This is a genomic window from Limnohabitans sp. G3-2, from assembly GCF_002778275.1.
Classification (GTDB): Bacteria; Pseudomonadota; Gammaproteobacteria; order Burkholderiales; family Burkholderiaceae_C; genus Limnohabitans_A.
The window spans coordinates 100,020-116,832 of record NZ_NESG01000006.1; the positions used below are offsets into that span (position 1 = coordinate 100,020).

General features: G+C 64.8%; 11 protein-coding genes. 7 read left to right on the forward strand and 4 right to left on the reverse strand.

Annotation, left to right across the window (positions count from 1 at the left end; genetic code table 11):
* Window positions 1-26: 26 nt before the first annotated feature.
* Both B9Z31_RS10815 and B9Z31_RS10820 read left to right on the forward strand, forming a co-directional pair.
* Window positions 27-1,298: a tetratricopeptide repeat protein gene (locus B9Z31_RS10815; protein WP_143473844.1), complete on the forward strand. Its 1,272-nt coding sequence runs from the start codon at window positions 27-29 to the stop codon at window positions 1,296-1,298.
* The gene (locus B9Z31_RS10820; RefSeq protein WP_100119579.1) at window positions 1,298-2,488 is read left to right on the forward strand and encodes a HupE/UreJ family protein; all 1,191 of its coding nucleotides are present in this window, start codon (window positions 1,298-1,300) and stop codon (window positions 2,486-2,488) included. The genes B9Z31_RS10815 and B9Z31_RS10820 overlap by 1 nt, the downstream gene beginning before the upstream one ends.
* Here the strand turns inward: B9Z31_RS10820 and B9Z31_RS10825 are convergent.
* The 3 genes from B9Z31_RS10825 to B9Z31_RS10835 form a co-directional block, all read right to left on the reverse strand.
* Entirely contained in the window at window positions 2,485-2,892 is a 408-nt protein-coding gene (locus B9Z31_RS10825; protein WP_100119580.1) for a type II toxin-antitoxin system VapC family toxin, read from the reverse strand. The two genes, B9Z31_RS10820 and B9Z31_RS10825, sit on opposite strands and share 4 nt — an antisense overlap.
* A gap of 9 nt (window positions 2,893-2,901) precedes the next feature.
* Window positions 2,902-3,132, reverse strand: a complete 231-nt coding sequence (locus B9Z31_RS10830) for a CopG family transcriptional regulator (RefSeq protein WP_100119581.1) — start codon at window positions 3,130-3,132, stop codon at window positions 2,902-2,904.
* Between the two features lie 175 nt (window positions 3,133-3,307).
* Window positions 3,308-4,363, reverse strand: a complete 1,056-nt coding sequence (locus B9Z31_RS10835; RefSeq protein WP_100119582.1) for an alpha/beta fold hydrolase — start codon at window positions 4,361-4,363, stop codon at window positions 3,308-3,310.
* 388 nt (window positions 4,364-4,751) lie between these two features.
* Between B9Z31_RS10835 and recC the strand changes: the two genes are divergently transcribed.
* The 3 genes from recC to recD are packed head-to-tail and all read left to right on the forward strand — an operon-like array spanning window position 4,752 to window position 14,304.
* Entirely contained in the window at window positions 4,752-8,519 is a 3,768-nt protein-coding gene (gene recC, locus B9Z31_RS15630; protein ID WP_233200914.1) for an exodeoxyribonuclease V subunit gamma, read from the forward strand.
* Entirely contained in the window at window positions 8,516-12,187 is a 3,672-nt protein-coding gene (gene recB / locus B9Z31_RS10855; protein ID WP_100119584.1) for an exodeoxyribonuclease V subunit beta, read from the forward strand. The genes recC and recB overlap by 4 nt, the downstream gene beginning before the upstream one ends.
* Before the next feature lie 44 nt (window positions 12,188-12,231).
* The gene (gene recD, locus B9Z31_RS10860) at window positions 12,232-14,304 is read left to right on the forward strand and encodes an exodeoxyribonuclease V subunit alpha (RefSeq protein ID WP_369804698.1); all 2,073 of its coding nucleotides are present in this window, start codon (window positions 12,232-12,234) and stop codon (window positions 14,302-14,304) included.
* A 313-nt stretch (window positions 14,305-14,617) separates the two neighbouring features.
* Here recD and B9Z31_RS10865 read toward each other — a convergent pair whose 3' ends face one another.
* Window positions 14,618-14,890: a hypothetical protein gene (locus B9Z31_RS10865; protein WP_233200916.1), complete on the reverse strand. Its 273-nt coding sequence runs from the start codon at window positions 14,888-14,890 to the stop codon at window positions 14,618-14,620.
* 101 nt (window positions 14,891-14,991) lie between these two features.
* Between B9Z31_RS10865 and B9Z31_RS10870 the strand changes: the two genes are divergently transcribed.
* Both B9Z31_RS10870 and rpsO read left to right on the forward strand, forming a co-directional pair.
* Window positions 14,992-16,197, forward strand: a complete 1,206-nt coding sequence (locus tag B9Z31_RS10870) for a pyridoxal phosphate-dependent aminotransferase (protein ID WP_255408655.1) — start codon at window positions 14,992-14,994, stop codon at window positions 16,195-16,197.
* Window positions 16,198-16,473: 276 nt separating this feature from the next.
* On the forward strand, window positions 16,474-16,740 hold the full coding sequence (gene rpsO, locus B9Z31_RS10875; protein ID WP_019428565.1) for a 30S ribosomal protein S15: 267 nt from the start codon (window positions 16,474-16,476) through the stop codon (window positions 16,738-16,740).
* Window positions 16,741-16,813: the final 73 nt, after the last annotated feature.

The window sequence follows — 16,813 nt, forward strand, 5'->3', positions numbered from 1 at the left end:
TCAAGCATCAAAGGCACATGAAAACCATGGACAAAACCCATCGCCACCGCTGTGATGTTTCCACGCCGCTTTCAGGCGCGATCCTGGCCACGTTTTGGGGCTTGCTGGTGGCCGTGTCACCTGTTTCAGCGCAAGAGCGTTTGAAGCCCGCAGCGTCTGCGGTGGTCTTGTCCACATCGGTGCACGCCGCCAGTGGCCGGCCCAGTGTTTTTCGGTCTTTGGACAAAGCCTGGCGCGCCCAGCCTCAACATATGCCCTCCGCACTGGCTTATGCCCGGGCGGTCTTCACGCTGGGCCTGAGCGAGGGTGATTTGCGTTGGTACGGCTCGGCCAAGGCGGCTTTGACGCCTTGGTGGACGGCTGACGATTTGCCGGCGGAGGCTTATTTTTTGCGGGGCTTGGTCAAGCAAGGCTTTCACGATTTCCAGGCGGGTTTGCAAGACATCAACCGAGCCATCGCGCTGGAGCCTGCACGGGCCGAATTTTGGTCTTGGCGGTTTGCCTTGCACCTGCTCTTGGCCGACATGGCGGCGGCCCAACAAGACATTGACGAAATGGTCCGCTTGTTGGGCCCAGAAGAAGCCCAGGTCTACCGCGCTGTGTGGCTTTACCGCACAGGCCAGCCATGGCCCGCGGTGGACATGCTGAGCGTGGCCATTCGCTCGGCCAACTACCAAGACGCCGGCTCGCAAGACTGGCTGGGCTTCCATTGGGGCGAGGCGTTGCGCGTGGCCGGGCAGCCTGCCCGCGCTCTGGCCGTTTGGGGGCAGCGCCTGCAAGCCAGCCCGCAGTCGCACCTGATCCGCTTGTCGCTCGCCGAGTTGCTCAACCAGCAAGGCCAGTACCGCCAAGCCCAAACCATCGCCATGGCCGCCAGTGGCAAGGGCGCCCCCAGCAGCACCGCCCCAATGAGTGATGCGCTCTTGATGCAGGCGGTGTTGGCCAGTCGCGGCCTGAAGGACCCAGACGAAGCCCGCTTGGCCAGCCAGTTGGAAGCGCGGCTCCAGTCGCAAGCCTTGCGGCAAGAGGCCTTGATCGAGCGGCCCCAACTGATTTACCAAATTGCCTATGGACGCGACCTGAAAGCGGGTCTGGCTTTGTCCATCGACAACTGGCAGCTGCAAAAAGAACCGCCCGATGCGGTCTTGTTTGTCCAGGCCGCGCTGGCCTTGGGCCAAGCCCGGGCCGCCGAGCCCGTGCTCAAGTGGGCAGAGAAAACCGGCTACACCGATCCGCAATTGACGCCTTTGCTGGCCAAGCTCAAGGCGCACCCCAGCTGGACAGGGGGGCGACCCTGATGACTTCTGTTCAAAAGCCTTTGGCGCAGCGCTGGTGGGTGGCTGCGGTTTCGACCTGGCTATGGGTTTGGCTCAACCTGTTCAGTGCGCCTGTGGCCCATGCGCACGCCAGCAGCAACAGCTACCTCACGCTCAGCACCTCTGGCCCCGCGTTGACGCTGCGGGCCGATGTCCACATGCGAGACCTGGACCTGATTTTTGACCTCGATGCCAACCGCGATGGCCAAGTCACTTGGGGCGAGACACAGGCGCGAAGCCCCGAGTTGAACGATTGGCTGGCGCAAGGCATCTCGCTCACCGCAGCGGTCCAAAAATGTGCCTTGGGGCCCGCAGACCTGCAAGCCAGCGAGCACGCCGATGGCACCTACCTGAGTGCTCAGTGGGCCGTGAACTGCCCGGGGCTGTCTGCGGCGGCAGACGCCAAAGATGCCCGATTGGCGCTGCGCTATGACTTGATTTTTGCGCAAGACAGTTTGCACCGCGGCTTGCTGAAAGTCGATTTTGGCGATGACACCTTCAGCGCCTTGCTCAGCCCGGAAAGGCCCGAGGCCCAGATCAGCCGCGCCGACAACAGCCCACTGAAGGTGTTCGGTCGCTACGTCCTTGAGGGCGTTTGGCACATCTGGATTGGCATGGACCACATCGTTTTCTTGCTGAGCTTGTTGGTGCTGGCCCCCTTGCTACCTTCTCGCCAAAGGGTGGTGCATTGGCCAGCGGCCCCGCGGGCCCGGCCTGTGGTGCTGGACGTGCTGGCGGTCGTCACGGCTTTCACGGTGGCGCACTCCATCACACTGGGCTTGACCATCACAGATTGGCTCACGCCACCTGCGGATTTTGTAGAGCCGGCCATTGCCATTTCGGTGGTGCTGGCCGCGCTGAACAATTTGCTGGGTTTCAGTGCGCTCAAGCGCTGGCGCCTGGCCTTTGTCTTCGGTTTGGTGCACGGCTTTGGCTTTGCCAGCGTGCTGCTGGATTTGGGTCTGCCCGCCAGCGCTTTGCTGGCCGCCTTGGGCGGCTTCAACCTGGGCGTGGAGCTGGGGCAACTGGCCATCGTGGGGGCGTTTTTGCCTGTGGCTTGGTGGCTGCGCCACACCCGCTTTTACCGCTGGGTGGTGGTGGCGGGTGGCTCTTCGGCCATCGTGGTGCTGGGCGTTTTTTGGACGCTTGAACGCCTGGGATGGTTGGCCTAAGCCGGGTCGTGCCAGTTGATGCACTGCAGGCCCGGGACCCGAGAAAACTCGCGCACGTTGCGCGTGATGAGCGCGGCTTGATGGCGCATGGCGGTGGCCGCTATCAAGGTGTCGTGTGGACCGATGGGCGTGCCTGCTGCTTCCAAAGCGATGCGAATCTTGGCGGCCTGCACAGCACATTCACCATCAAAGGGCAGCATTTGCAAAGGGCGAAGAAATTGGGCCAAGGCGACCAAGCGAGGCTCGGCTGCTTCTTTGGGTAAGCGCATCAGTCCGTAGCGCAACTCGTACGCCACAATGGCCGGAACGCCGAGCGTGCCCGGCCTCACGGCTTGCATGCGAGGCACCACCTGTGGGTCACCTCTGAAGTAATAGCTGATGGTGTTGCTGTCGAGGATCAACATGGCCTGGCATCAAAAAATCTGGCGCGGCACATCGGCGGGCAGGCTTTGGGGCGCGTCTTCTTGCAGAGGGAAGTCTGCAAAATGCCCCGCCAGCGCCAGGCAGTCCTGCGGCCAATCGTGCGCCGCATAAGTGCGGATGATGTCCGCCACCCATCGGCTTTTGGAAACCCCATTCGCTTTGGCGGCTTCATCGACCAAGGCTTGGGTGGCATCGTCCAAATACAGCGTGATTTGTGACATGGTTCAGCTCCAGCGTGGAAAGTATATGTGGAAGTATATGTGTTTTGTGTCTGGGTGCCAAATTCAGACGGGACAAGCCAGGCCCAACATGCCGGTCCTGCACAGCCGGGCGCCACCAGCTCACAGGAAGACATGACAGCAAAAAATTTGGATGGCCACTCGGCAGCGGGTGTGGTCACAGCCGTTTGGCACAAACCACTTCCTGCGCCTGCTGCGGGCTTTGCCGTCGGGCCAGCGGACTTTGCTGCAACCATTGGTGCAGGTCATGCAGGACTTCGCGGGTTTGCAGCTGGCGCGTCAACAGGTGCCAGCCTTCGGGGTAAACCACAAAGTCCAGCGCTGTGCCGGGGGCGCCTGCCGCGTTCAGTTGGGTGAGCCAGTCGCAGACCGGCAGGGGAGGAATGATGCGGTCGCGCAGACCATAAAGCACCAGGCTGCGCTGTGGTGGCAGGGTGTTCAGGTTTTGAGCGCGCCCCATGAGTGCGGTCACCCCGGCCAAGCTGCTGACGCGGGTGGCTTTGATGAAGAGCGGGTCGCGCCCAAGCTCGCGAGAGACTTCGATGTCGTTGGTGGGGGTGATGCCCAGCGACTGCACGCCCCGGCCTGTGAAGGTCATGTCGGGCGCCACGGCATTCATGAATTGAAGGCTGAGCCGTTGGTACCAGGGCATGCTTTGAGCCCCCCAGACGGCGGGCGCTTTGAGCACAAGGTGGTCCGCAGCCAAGCCAGGCGACTCACCTGCCGCGACCCACACCAAGGCGCCGCCCATGCTTTCGCCGATCACCGTGAGTGGTAAGCCCGGGTGCCGTTGGCGCAGTTGCTTCGCAATGTGGCGCAAATCGGCCAAAAGCGCCTGTGAGCCTGGCCAGATGCCGGGTTCAGGGTTGGCCCCAAAGCCACGTTGGTCATAGGCGTAAACCGTGGCACCGAGTTCGCCCGCCAGGTGCTGCGCCAATGGCTCGAAAGCCTTGCTGTAGTCGTTGAAGCCGTGCACGCCCAGCACAATGTGCCCAGGGGCAGGCGTGGCCCAGACCCGAGCGGCCAGGCTGTCGCCCCCGGGCAGATCAAAGCGCATGGGCGTGGCCGCCAGCCCTTGGGCTGGGGTGATTTTGTGGGGTGCCAGGGGTGTGTTCTGCGGTGTCGCAGGCGCGCTGCAGGCGGCCAAAAAAAGCCAAGCGAGGGTCGCAAGCAGCCGCTGGGCACCAAAGTGGTCAAGCTTGAAAGGGCGCATCTGGGGGCCTTGTAGGCACGGGGTCCAAAGTGACAGGGATCACACCAGGACCCATTGGCTGAGCCCACGGGGTCCATGCTACCTTGGGACGGCACCGATGCCCCGGCTGGGGCTTGTCCATCGCGCACAAAAGGGTGACTTTGGGGAAAGCCATCCCCCATGACCTTGCCCCCAAACCCCGTGCCCAAAGCTGTGGATAAGTCCTTGAACAAGCCGGCCAAGGCGCATGCCTGTTGGGCTGGCGGTGAGTGCCTAAAAAAGCAGCAGTTGCAGGGTTCGCTTCAGGCTCGACCCATGCGCCTGCAAGCGCTTGATTTGCGGCTATTCTTGTTGCTTTACGCGCGATTTCCAAGCTTGGTTTCCTGTCAGCTGCCTTGACCATTCCCGCATGACCTCCTCCTTGATCGCTCCCGGCTTCATTGCCCTGCACAGCCACCGCTCCGAGGTGCTGGCCGATACCCTCACGGGCTGGCTGCGCACGCACCCTTTGCTGCCGCTCGAGAGCGAAGTGGTGCTGGTGCAGAGCAACGGCATGGCCGAGTGGATCAAGATCGAGCTGGCGCGTCAGGGGGGGGTGTGCGCCGCCACGCGGGTGGAGCTGCCCTCGCGCTTTTTGTGGCGCACTTACCGGCAGGTGCTGGGCGCGCACAACGTGCCGCCCGACTCGCCGCTTGACAAACTGCCCATGACCTGGCGGCTGATGGCCTTGCTGCCGGGGTGTTTGGCAGACCCGGTGTTCCAACCCGTGGCGGGATTCTTGAGAGGCGACGAGCCCGACCGCCTGCTGCAACTGGCCAGCCGACTGGCCGATCTGTTTGACCAATACCAGATTTACCGCCCCGACTGGCTGCAAGACTGGGCCGCTGGGCGCCATGTGCTGCGCAAAGCCGCGGGCCAAGATGCGTTGGGTGAAGACCAACTTTGGCAGGCCGAGCTGTGGCGGCGCGTGCTCGCCACGCTCGACGAGACCCAGCGCCAGGCCACCCGTCCCGCCCTGCATGCGCGGGCACTGGCGCACCTGCAGTCGGGCCAGCCCCTGGCCAGCGCTGTGGCGCGGCGCGTGTCGGTGTTCGGCATGAGCCACATGCCGGGGCAGCTGCTCGAGATGCTGGCGGCGCTGGCCGCGCACAGCCAGGTGCTGCTGGCCGTGCCCAACCCGTGCCAGTACCACTGGGGCGACATCATCGATGGGCGCGAGTGGCTGCAGGCCGAGCGGCGACGTCACGGCTACCGTGGCGAGGCGCTGGCAGGCTTGCCGCTGGCGCAGATGCACCTGCACGCGCCCACGCTCTTGGCGGCATGGGGGCGGCAGGGGCGCGACTTTATCCGCCAGCTCGACGCCTTTGACGACCTGCAAGCCGCCCAACACATCACGCAGTGGCCACGCCTGGACTTTTTTGACGATGTGCCCGGCGAAGACGGCACGCGTTTGCTCGCGCAGCTGCAGCGGCGCATCCGCGACTTGGAGCCGTCGAGCGGTGGCGCCCCAGTCCAGCCTTTGCGCCAGGGCGACGCTTCGGTCACCTTCGGCGTGGCGCACAGCCCGGTGCGCGAACTCGAAGTGCTGCACGACCAGCTGCTGCAGTGGTTCCACACCCCACTGGGTGATCAGCCTTTGTCCCCGCGTGACGTGGTGGTCATGGTGCCCGACATCGAGCGCATGGCTGCGGCCATCCGCGCTGTGTTTGGCCAATACAAGCGCAGCGATGCGCGTTTCATTCCTTATGACATTGCCGACCTGGGTGCGCAGGCCATCAGTCCACTGATCCAAGCGGTCGAATGGTTGCTGGCCCTGCCGCAGCAGCGCAGCCGCATGAGCGAGCTGGTCGAGCTGCTCGAAGTGCCTGCGCTCGCGGCCCGCTTTGGTCTGAAAGACGAACACCTGCCCACGCTCACGCGCTGGATGGCGGGCTCGGGCATCCGCTGGGGCCTGACGGCCGAGCACCGCGCGGGCCTGGGGCTGGGCGTGTGCGGCGACGACAACTCGGCGCTGTTTGGCGTGCAGCGCATGCTCATGGGCTATGCCTGCGGGGCCGACCCTGTTGACTCAGAGGGCGCCGCATCGGGCGTGTCGCCTTATGCCGAAGTCGGCAGGCTGGACGCCGAACTGGCGGGGTCGCTGGCGCACCTGCTGCAGGCCCTGATCGACTGGTGGCAAATCGGCTCCCAAAGCGCCACGCCCGCACAGTGGGCCGAGCGCAGCCGCGCCATGCTGACGGCGCTGTTCAAGCCGCGCGACGACAACGACCGCCAGGCCCTGGCAGCGCTCGACCAAGCACTGAACGACTGGGTGCGGGCTTGCGACGAAGCGGGTTTCGTGGATGAAGTGCCGCTGGCCGTGGCCCGATCGGCTTGGCTCGAAGCGTTGAATGCTCCCCGGCTGGAGCAGCGTTTTCGCGCTGGCGGCGTGACGTTTTGCACGCTGATGCCGATGCGGGCGATCCCGTTCAAGGCGGTGTGTCTGCTGGGCATGAACGACGGCGACTACCCGCGCCGCAGTCCGCGTGCCGACTTTGACCTGATGGGCCTGCCGGGCATGGCACGCCCCGGCGACCGCTCGCGCCGCGACGACGACCGGCAGCTCATGCTCGAAGCGCTGCTGTCGGCACGGCAGGTGTTGTATGTGAGCTGGAGCGGCCGCAGTGTGCGCGACAACAGCGAGCAACCGCCCTCGGTGCTGGTGTCGCAGTTGCGCGACGAGATTGACCTGCTCTGGGGCCAAGACACGGCCCAAGGCCTGACCACCGTGCACCCGCTGCAACCGTTCAGCCGTGCTTACTTTGAAGAGGGCAGTGGTTTGCAGACCTATGCCAAAGAGTGGCGGGCGGCGCAGATGGACAGGCTTGCTCAGACAGATCATTTGTGGGAGGCCGCCCCCGCGGCCGAATGTCTCGCAGCATCAGATCCAACAGACATTCGCGAGCAGGGGCTCGCTCCCACAGAAGATGGCGCTGCGTTTTGGGGTGGGAGGCCGCCCCCGCGGCCGAATGCAGGCGGACCCGATGCGGACATTCGTGCGCAGAGGCGCGCTCCCACGGGAGATGGCGCTGCGTTTTGGGGTGGGAGGCCGCCCCTGCGGCCGAATGCAGGCGGACCCGATGCGGACATTCGCGCGCAGGGACTCGCTCCCACAGGGAATTCCGGTTTGTTGCCAGTATGGGAGTCCGCCAACGGCGTACCCGTCATCACCTTGCTGCAACTGGCCCGCCTCCTGCGCAAACCTGTGGCTGCGTTTTTCCGCGAGCGGCTGCAGGTGCATTTGGAGGACGAGCGCAGCGCGCTGCATGACGAAGAACTGTTTGGTTTAGGGGGGCTGGACTTGTACCAGCTGCTCGACCACGAACTGCAGCACGTGCCTGCGGATTTGAGCGCAGATGAACTGCCCAGCCATGCAGCGCGTGTGGTGCAGCAGCTGCGTCAGGCCGGCGCTTTGCCGCTGGCCGGTGTGGGCACGCTCGAAGCCCAAAAGCTCACCCACATGTTGCAGACCCAGCTGGCCGCTGCGCTGCGCGAGCGCGCGGCCTACCCCGAAGCGGGCGAGCGCGTGCTGATCGACCAAGCCTATCCGCCGATGCACCCTCAAGTGGGTTTGCAGGACGCGCTGGGCGGCGTGCTGGCGGGCGAAGGTGGGCAACTCCTTTTGAGTCTGCGCGCCAACGACGTGGCAGACCTCCAACCCAAAAAACCTTTGGCCAGACCTGAAAAACTCATCGACATCTGGCTGCAGTCGCTGGCCGCTGCCGCCATGGGGCATTCACTGCACTGCGTGGTGGTGGGCCGCAACGCCGTTGTGCGTGTGCCCCCGCAAGACCCCGATGCGGCGCGTGCCCAGTTGCAGACCCTGCTGGCCACCTGGGCCGAGGGCATGCGTTGGCCGCTGCCCCTGCCGCCCGGCGTCGCCTTGCAGTGGCTCAAAGACCCCCACAACCTCAATGCCTTGGCCGATGCCTACGAAGGCAGCGACTTCAAGAGCGCAGAAAAAGACAAAGACCCGGCCCTGGCCCGCACCTATCCCACGGTGCAAGACTTGCTGGCCACGGGCGCACTCGAGCGTTTGGCGCAGGCGGTGTATGCGCCCCTCAAGGACTGGGCGGCGCAGGCGCATGTCGAGCTCTTGCCCGGTGCGCCAGCAGACGATGAAGGGGACGAGGCATGAGTACGGCGCACGCGCTCAACCCCCACAGCTTTCCGCTGCGCGGCAGCCACCTGATCGAGGCGAGCGCCGGGACGGGCAAGACCTGGACGATTGCCGCGCTGTACGTGCGCCTGGTGCTGGGCCATGGCGATGCGGGCAGCGCACCCATGCGGCCCATGCTGCCGCAAGACGTGCTGGTCATGACCTTCACCCGCGCCGCCACCCGTGAGCTGTCAGACCGCATCCGCGCCCGCCTGACCGAGGCGGCGCAGGTGTTCCGAGGCATCGCCAAAACGGACGACGACTTTCTGAACCAACTCCAGAGCGAATACGGCGAAGGCGAGCCGCGCGAACAAGCGGCCTATCGGCTGGCACTGGCCGCGCAGGCCATGGACGACGCGGCCGTTTACACCATCGACGCCTGGTGCCAGCGCATGCTGCGCGAACACGCTTTTGACAGCGGCAGCCTGTTTGAAGAGCAGCTGGTCGGCGACGAAGCCGCGCTGCGCCTCCTAGCCGTGCAGGACTATTGGCGTCTGCAGCTCTACCCCATGGCCACAGCGCTGGTGGCGCAGGTGCAGCGCGTCTGGCGCGACGTGCCCGCGCTCGACAAGGACATGCGGGCCCTGATGGCGGTGCCGCTGCCCGACCCCGCACCCGGCACGCTGGCGCAGGCCTTCGGTGCGGCGCTGGCCGAGCGCGATGCGCAGCTGCCAGCGCTCAAGCAAGGCTGGGTTGAAAAGGCCGACCACTTGCTGGGCTGGATCGAGGGGCAGCTGGCCCCGAAAAAACACGGCTGGAATGGCACTCTTTTGCAGCTTGGCCGATCTCAGAAATGGCTGGAATCACTGAAGACATGGGCGCAAAGTGATGGTGATTTCAAAGCGCTGAAAGATGCGATGGGCAAAGGCTGGGACCGTTTCACGCCAGAAGGTCTTCTGGCGTGCCGGAAAAATGGCGATGAGGTGGCGTGGCCTCCAGAAAGCCCGGCCTATGCGCAACTTCTGGAAGGACTTCAGGCCTTGCCCGAACCCGCACAAGCCGCCCGCCTGCACGCCCGCACGCATGTGCTGCAGCGCCTGGCCGAGCTGAAGAAACGCAGTGGTCTGTTCGGCTTTGCCGACATGCTGCAGCGCCTCGATGTGGCGCTGGCCGATCCGGACTCGGGCGAGCGACTGGCGCAGCGCCTGCGCGAGCAGTTCCCGGTGGCCATGATCGACGAGTTCCAGGACACCTCGCCGCTGCAGTTCCGCATTTTTGACCGCATCTACCGCACAGCCGAGAACCGGCAAGACGCCGCCTTGTTGTTGATCGGTGACCCCAAGCAATCGATCTACGGTTTTCGCGGTGCCGACATCCACAGCTACATGGCCGCGCGCCGCGCCACCGCAGGCCGTCACCATGTGCTGGGCACCAATTACCGATCCACCCAAGCGGTGGTGGATGTGGTCAACCGCTGGTTCCAAATCTCTGACGATGCTTTTGCTTACCGTCAGGGCGTCGACGACCCGCTGCCTTTCCAGCCCGTCAAGGCCAAGGGCCGCAGCGAAGTGTTCACGACGCGTGGGGGTGCGGTCAAAGCCATGACCTTGGTGCACGACGTCACACTGCGCAGCCAGCGCGATGCGCAGACCCATTTGTCGGCCCTGTGTGCCGAGCAGATCGTGGCCTGGCTGGGTGACCCGCAGGCCCGCTTTGTGGATCCGAAAAAGGGCGATCAGCCGCTGCAGCCCAAAGACATTGCCGTGCTGGTGCGCACAGGCAAAGAGGCCGCTGCTGTGCGCGACGCCTTGCGCGTGCGGGGTGTGGCTTCGGTGTACCTGTCGGACCGCGACTCGGTGTTTGCCAGCGACGAAGCGCAGGACCTTTGCCTGTGGCTGCGCGGCGTGGCCGAGCCGCAAGACATGCGCCGCGTGCGCGCCGCTTTGGGCACGCGCACGGTGGGCCTGTCGCTGGCCGAGTTGCACGAACTGGCCACACACGATGAAGTGCTGGACCTGCGTTCCGAGCAAATGCGCGAGCTGCGCGGGGTTTGGCAAGGGCAGGGCGTTTTGGCCATGCTGCGCCAGTCGCTGCATGTGTTGCACCTGGCCGGACGCTGGCGCGGCCAGAGCGACGGCGAGCGCCGCCTGACCAATGTGCTGCACCTGGCCGAGCTGCTGCAAACCGCCAGCAGCCAGCAGGGTGGCGAGCAGGCCCTGATCCGCTGGCTGGCCCAGCAGATCGAGGAGGTCAAGGCGGGCGGTGCAGGCGACAGCGAAGACCAGACTGTGCGGCTGGAGAGCGACGAAGACCTGGTCAAGGTCATCACCATCCATGCCAGCAAAGGCTTGGAGTACCCGGTGGTGTGCCTGCCCTTTGCGCACAGCCACCGCATGATGGAAGCCCACAAAACCCCGGTGTTGCAGCGCGATGACGGCGCGGGCGAGCGGCCTTGGACTTTGGACTTTGACAAGAACGACACAGCGGCGGCCGACCGCGACCGACTGCGTGAAGACCTGCGCCTGTGGTACGTGGGGCTCACGCGGGCGCGGCATGCGCTGTGGGTGGGTTGGAGCCCGGTCACGCGGGGCTCGGGCAAAAGCTGCGTGAACCACGACAGCGCGGCTGGCCATTTGCTGGGTCAGGGCCAGGCATTCGAGGCCGCCGACTGGTTGCCTCAACTGGCAGCCCTTGAAACCGATGCGGATGCGCAGCGCTTGTCGGTGCAACGGGTGAGCGCGAGCGAAGCGGTGCCGATCACGGTCTGGCAGCGCGCCCCCCGCACCACCGGACTGCGCGATGCGCTGAGCTGCACCGCCCGCATTGACAAGTCGTGGACCATTGCGAGTTTCTCGCGCCTGACGCGTGACCTGTCTTCGCAAGCCCTCGCGCCCATGAGCATGCACCTGGCCGCGCCGCGCCCGGCCGATGACGAACCGCCCGAAGACGCACAGACGCTGCCCACGCCTGCAGCCCCTGCGGGCTCGGTGGCCCCTTGGCACGGCTTTGCCAAAGGCCCGAGCGCAGGCAACTTTTTGCACGACCAGCTCGAATGGTTGGCGGCCGATGGTTTTGTGCTCGACGCATCCAAGGCCGAGCGCCTGAAAAAACGCTGCGACAACGCAGGCTACAAAACCCAGGCCGACGACGTGGTGCAATGGCTCACCCGAGTGGTGGCGCAACCCTTGCGCGGGCCAGCTCGCCCGCTCAATGCGCTGGGCGCCTTGCTGCCCGAGATGGAGTTCTGGCTGCCTGCCGAGCGGCTGCACGCCCGCGAGGTGGACGCCCTGTGCCAGCAGTACCTTTTGCCCGGTGTGAGCCGCCCGCAACTGCCCGACGCGCAACTGCACGGCATGCTGATGGGCTTTGCCGACTTGGTGTTCGAGCACGGCGGGCGCTACTGGGTGCTCGACTACAAATCCAACCACTTGGGTGACGATGACGCGGCTTACACCGCGCAGGCGCTCGATGCCGCCATGGCCCATCACCGCTACGAGGTGCAGGCCGCGATTTACATGCTGGCGCTGCACCGCCTGCTGAGCGCTCGCCTGGGTGAGGCCTACGATCCGGCGCAGCAACTGGGCGGCGCGGTGTACCTGTTCTTGCGCGGCATCGACGGGCCGGCAGGCGGCTGCTGCACCTTGCCTGCGCCGCTCGAATTGCTCGACGGCCTAGACGCCATGCTCCATGCCGAGGTGAAAGCATGACTTTCAAAAAGCCCCTCAGAAGGGTGTCTGTGTCGAGCGCCCAAATGGATTGGCTGAGCGACTTGCCGGCCCAAGGCCTGAGCGCCGCGCAAACGCTGCAGTGGCTGCGGCTGTGGACCGAGCAAGGTCTGCTGCGCCACATCGACAGTGCCCTCGCAGCCCAACTGCTGCGGCTCGATGGCCAGGCCAGCCCCGCGCTGCTGGTGGCGGCAGCCATGCTCGCGCAAATGGAAGGGCGGGGTCACACCTGCCTGCCTTTGGCAGACCTGTGCACACCGCCTGCAGCGCTGTTGGGCTGGCCTGCCGTGGCGGTGGAGGGGCCGCAAGGCTTGCAAGCGCTTTGGGCGCAGCTGCCCGCCACGCTGGCCGACTGGCAAGCCGCTTTGCAAAGCAGTTCAGCCCGTGCCTGTTCGCGTCTGAGCGATGCACCCGACCAAGGTCAACCGCTGGTGCTGGGGGGCAGCGTTGATGCACCGCTCTTGTACCTGCGCCGCTATGCAGGCTACGAGCAGCGTGTGGGCCGGGGTCTGTTGCAACGGGCCAGCGAACCATCGCCTGTGCCCGAGGCAGTGGCCCGCCGCTGGCTCGACCGGTTCTTTGTGCCCAAGGCCGACACACCCGTTGACACCGACTGGCAAAAAGTGGCCTGCGCGGTGGCGCTGCGCGCGCGCCTGTCGGTCATCACAGGCGGGCCGGGCACGGGCAAGACCTACACTGCTGCACGCTTGCTGGCCTTGCTGCTGGCGCTGCACGAAGGCGACAGCCCGCTGCGTGTGGCGCTGGCTGCGCCCACGGGCAAGGCGGCGGCGCGGCTCAAGCAATCCATCGACAACGCACTGACCGGCCTGCAAGAGCAGGTGCCCGAGGGCAGCGGTCTGGACTTGAACACGCTGATCGCCCGCATGGGCCCGGCGCGCACGCTGCATTCGCTGCTCGGTGCGCGGCCCGACACGCGCCAGTTCAGACACCACACGGCCAACCCGCTCGATGTGGATGTGCTGATCGTGGACGAGGCCTCGATGGTGCATCTGGAGATGATGGACGCGTTGCTGCAGGCCCTGCCCCCCACGGCTCGGCTGGTGCTGCTGGGCGACAAGGACCAGCTGGCCTCGGTGGAAGCGGGCGCCGTGCTGGGCGACCTGTGTCGCGACGCCGCCGCAGGCCGCTACAGCGCGGACACGGCGCAGTTTGTGCAGAGCGTTGCCGGGCAGACCTTGCCAGCCCCATACCTGTGTGCGGGCGCTGCGCCCTTGCTCGCGCAACAAACCGTGATGCTGCGCCAAAGCCGCCGCTTCAAAGGCGCCATCGGCCAGCTCGCCCTGGCGGTGAATGGCGGGAACGCTTTGGCCGCCCGAGCGGCTTTCCTGAACCCTGTGGGAGCGAGCCCCCGCTCGCGCATGTCTGCCGAAGCCACGCCCCTTCATGAACCCAGCGCCCTTCTCGCCCTGCAACCCTCCAGCCCCCAAGTCGTCTGCGCTTTGGCCTTGAGCACCTCGGGCCAACCGTCTTACGCCCATTACCTGCGCCTCACGCAAGACGGCCCCGCAGGGCCGGGCACTGAAACGCACGCCGCTTGGGTGCGCAGCGTGCTCCAAGCTTTCGAGCGTTTTCGCATTTTGTGTGCCGTCCACCAGGGCGACTGGGGCACCCAGGGGCTCAATGCCGCCGTACAAAAAGCGCTGACCGACAAGGGCCTGCTCAAAGTCTCGGGCGAATGGTTCGCCGGGCGGCCGGTCATGGTCACGCGCAACGATGCGCAGTTGGGCGTGTTCAACGGCGACGTGGGCGTGGTGTTGCCCCATGTCGAGGGCGCGCTCAAGGTCTGGTTCCTCGACGGTGAGGCGCTGCGCTCTGTCAGCGTGATGCGCTTGGCGCAGGTTGAAACGGCTTTTGTCATGACCGTGCACAAAAGCCAGGGCTCGGAGTTCGAGCACACCGCGCTGGTGTTGCCGCCTGGCGGCGCAGAGGTGCTCAGCCGTGAGCTGGTCTACACGGGCATCACCCGGGCACGTGAACAGTTCACCCTGATCGAAGCCGAAGCGGGCTTGCTCGAAGCGGCCATCGACCGCCCAAACGTGCGGGCCAGCGGCTTGGCGCAGTGGTGGACGCTGAACTGAGTGCACGCCAGCCCCTGCTCGCGAAGACTTGCATTCCCACACCACGCATTCGGCCGCAGGGGCGGCCTCCCACATCAGGCATTCAGCCGCAGGGGCTGCCTCCCTCATCAAAGAGGGCTTGGCCTGCCGTGGGAGCGAGCCCCTGCTCGCGAAGACTTGCATTCCCACACCACACATTCGGCCGCAGGGGCGGCCCCCCACATCAGGCATTCGGCCGCAGGGGCGGCCTCCTACATCAAAGAGGGCTTGGCCTGCCGTGGGAGCGAGCCCCTGCTCGCGAAGGCTTGCACACACCAAGGCTCTTTGGGGTCCTCTAACTGGCAAACCCTTCGCAAGCCCCCGCATTGGTCTTGCCCCGACATTCGCGCAGCAGGCGCTTGTCGCGTTCGGCCTTGCTCTCGCCCGTGCTGGGGTTGGCGGGTGGTTTGGGGGCTTTGCTTGGTTTCGGTTTTTTGGCCTTGGCCGGTGTGTCGGCTGCAGAGACAGCGGTGAAGTTGTCCGCCGCATGGCTGGTGGGCGCTGTGGCCAGCCAGACAAGCCCCCAACCCACGCTGGCGAGCGCGGTCCTCCAATGCCGTGTGTTCATGGCCGTCTCCCTGATTGTTTTTAGGCTGTTCATGATAGGTATTTGCCGTGCTTGTGCAAGGGGTGACACTTGCAGGGCAGATCAGCCCTTACGATGAGGGCATGAACCCCAACACTGCTCCTTTCATGCGCCAGGCCGTCATGGACCTGGAAGAGTCCCGCATCCGCGAAGTGGCCAACGCGGGCATGGGCCGCCCCGATGTGCTGGCCTTCTGGTTTGGCGAGTCCGACGAGGTCACGCCCGATACCGTGCGCCAGGCGGCCATCGACTCGCTGCAAAAAGGCGAGACCTTTTATTCGCACAACCTGGGCCTGCCCGAGTTGCGCCAAGCCGTGTCCGACTACATGTCATCCTTGCACGGACCCGTTGGCGTAGAGCGTTTGGCCATCACCTCGGGCGGCGTGAACGCCTTGATGCTGGCCGCGCAAGCCTTGATCGATGCGGGCGACGAAGTGGTCGCCGTCACGCCTGTCTGGCCCAACCTCACGGCGCAGGCATTGGTGATGGGCGCCCATTTGAAATGTGTGTCGCTGCGTCCGGTGGGTGGTCAGTGGAAGTTGGACATGGTGGCGCTCAAAGCCGCGATCACGCCCGCCACCCGCATGCTGATCGTGAACTCGCCCAACAACCCCACCGGCTGGACACTCAGCCGCGCCGAGCAGGCCGAGATCTTGGCGCATTGCCGCAGCACCGGCACCTGGGTGCTGGCCGACGAGGTGTATGAGCGCCTGTATTACGAAACCGACACGGCCAATGGCTGCGCGCCGTCTTTTCTGGATGTGGCCGAGCCCGACGACCGCTTGGTCGTGGTGCACAGCTTTTCGAAAAGCTTTTTGATGACCGGCTGGCGACTGGGCTGGCTGGTCATGCCGGCCGCCATGACGCCCCACATGGGCAAATTGATCGAATTCAACACCTCGTGCGCTTCGGTGTTCACCCAAAAGGCGGGTGTGGTGGCCTTGCAAAACACCGCCGACATCACGCCGCGCGTGGTGGCGCACCTCAAAGCCTGCCGCGACACCCTGGTGCCGCTGCTGCAAGCCGTGCCTGGCGTTCAATTGGCGCCCGCCAAGGGCGGCATGTACGCATTTTTCAAGCTCGAAGGGCACCCGGACGCTGTGCAGACGGCCAAGCGGCTGGTGGCCGAAGCGGGTCTGGGGCTGGCCCCCGGCGAAGCCTTTGCCCCCGAAGCAGCGGGTTGGCTGCGCTGGTGTTTTGCCTCCAAAGACTTGTCCAGGTTGACCGAAGGTGTGGAGCGTCTCCAAAGCTGGTTGGCTAAAAATCAATGGGGATCTGACTCCCATTAATTGGGATCTGACCCCAATTAATGATTGGGATCTGACCCCAATTAATGACACCAATTAAGCAATTCATTTGAGGGGTGCTGATCCCCATTGTTGGCGTCTCCGAGCCGATCCTTGCATCGGGCAAATGCCGACTGCGGGTGAAAAGGGCGCGCTTTCGGGCTATAATCCGCCTGTTTTGCGATTTGCAAAGCGCACGCCATCCGCTTTTCCGGCAGTTGGCGCAAGTCATTCACCCGCTGATATTCCTCAAGAATCCAGCGAAAACAAGGAAATACCATGATTGCATCTTCAATCAAGGCCGAGGTCGTCAAGGCCAACGCACGTGCTGCCAACGACACTGGGTCCCCAGAAGTCCAAGTGGCTTTGCTGACAGCCCGTATCAACGAGCTGACACCTCACTTCAAAACACACGCCAAAGACCATCACGGTCGCCGTGGTTTGCTGCGCATGGTGAGCCGTCGCCGCAAACTGCTGGACTACCTCAAGTCCCGTGATGCTGACCGTTACGTTGCGCTGATCGCCAAGCTTGGCCTGCGTAAATAACCGTCTCTCCAGATGAAAAGCGCCTGAGTTAGTTCACTAGCTCAGGCGCTTTATTCTTTTTTTCAGTCGGAAT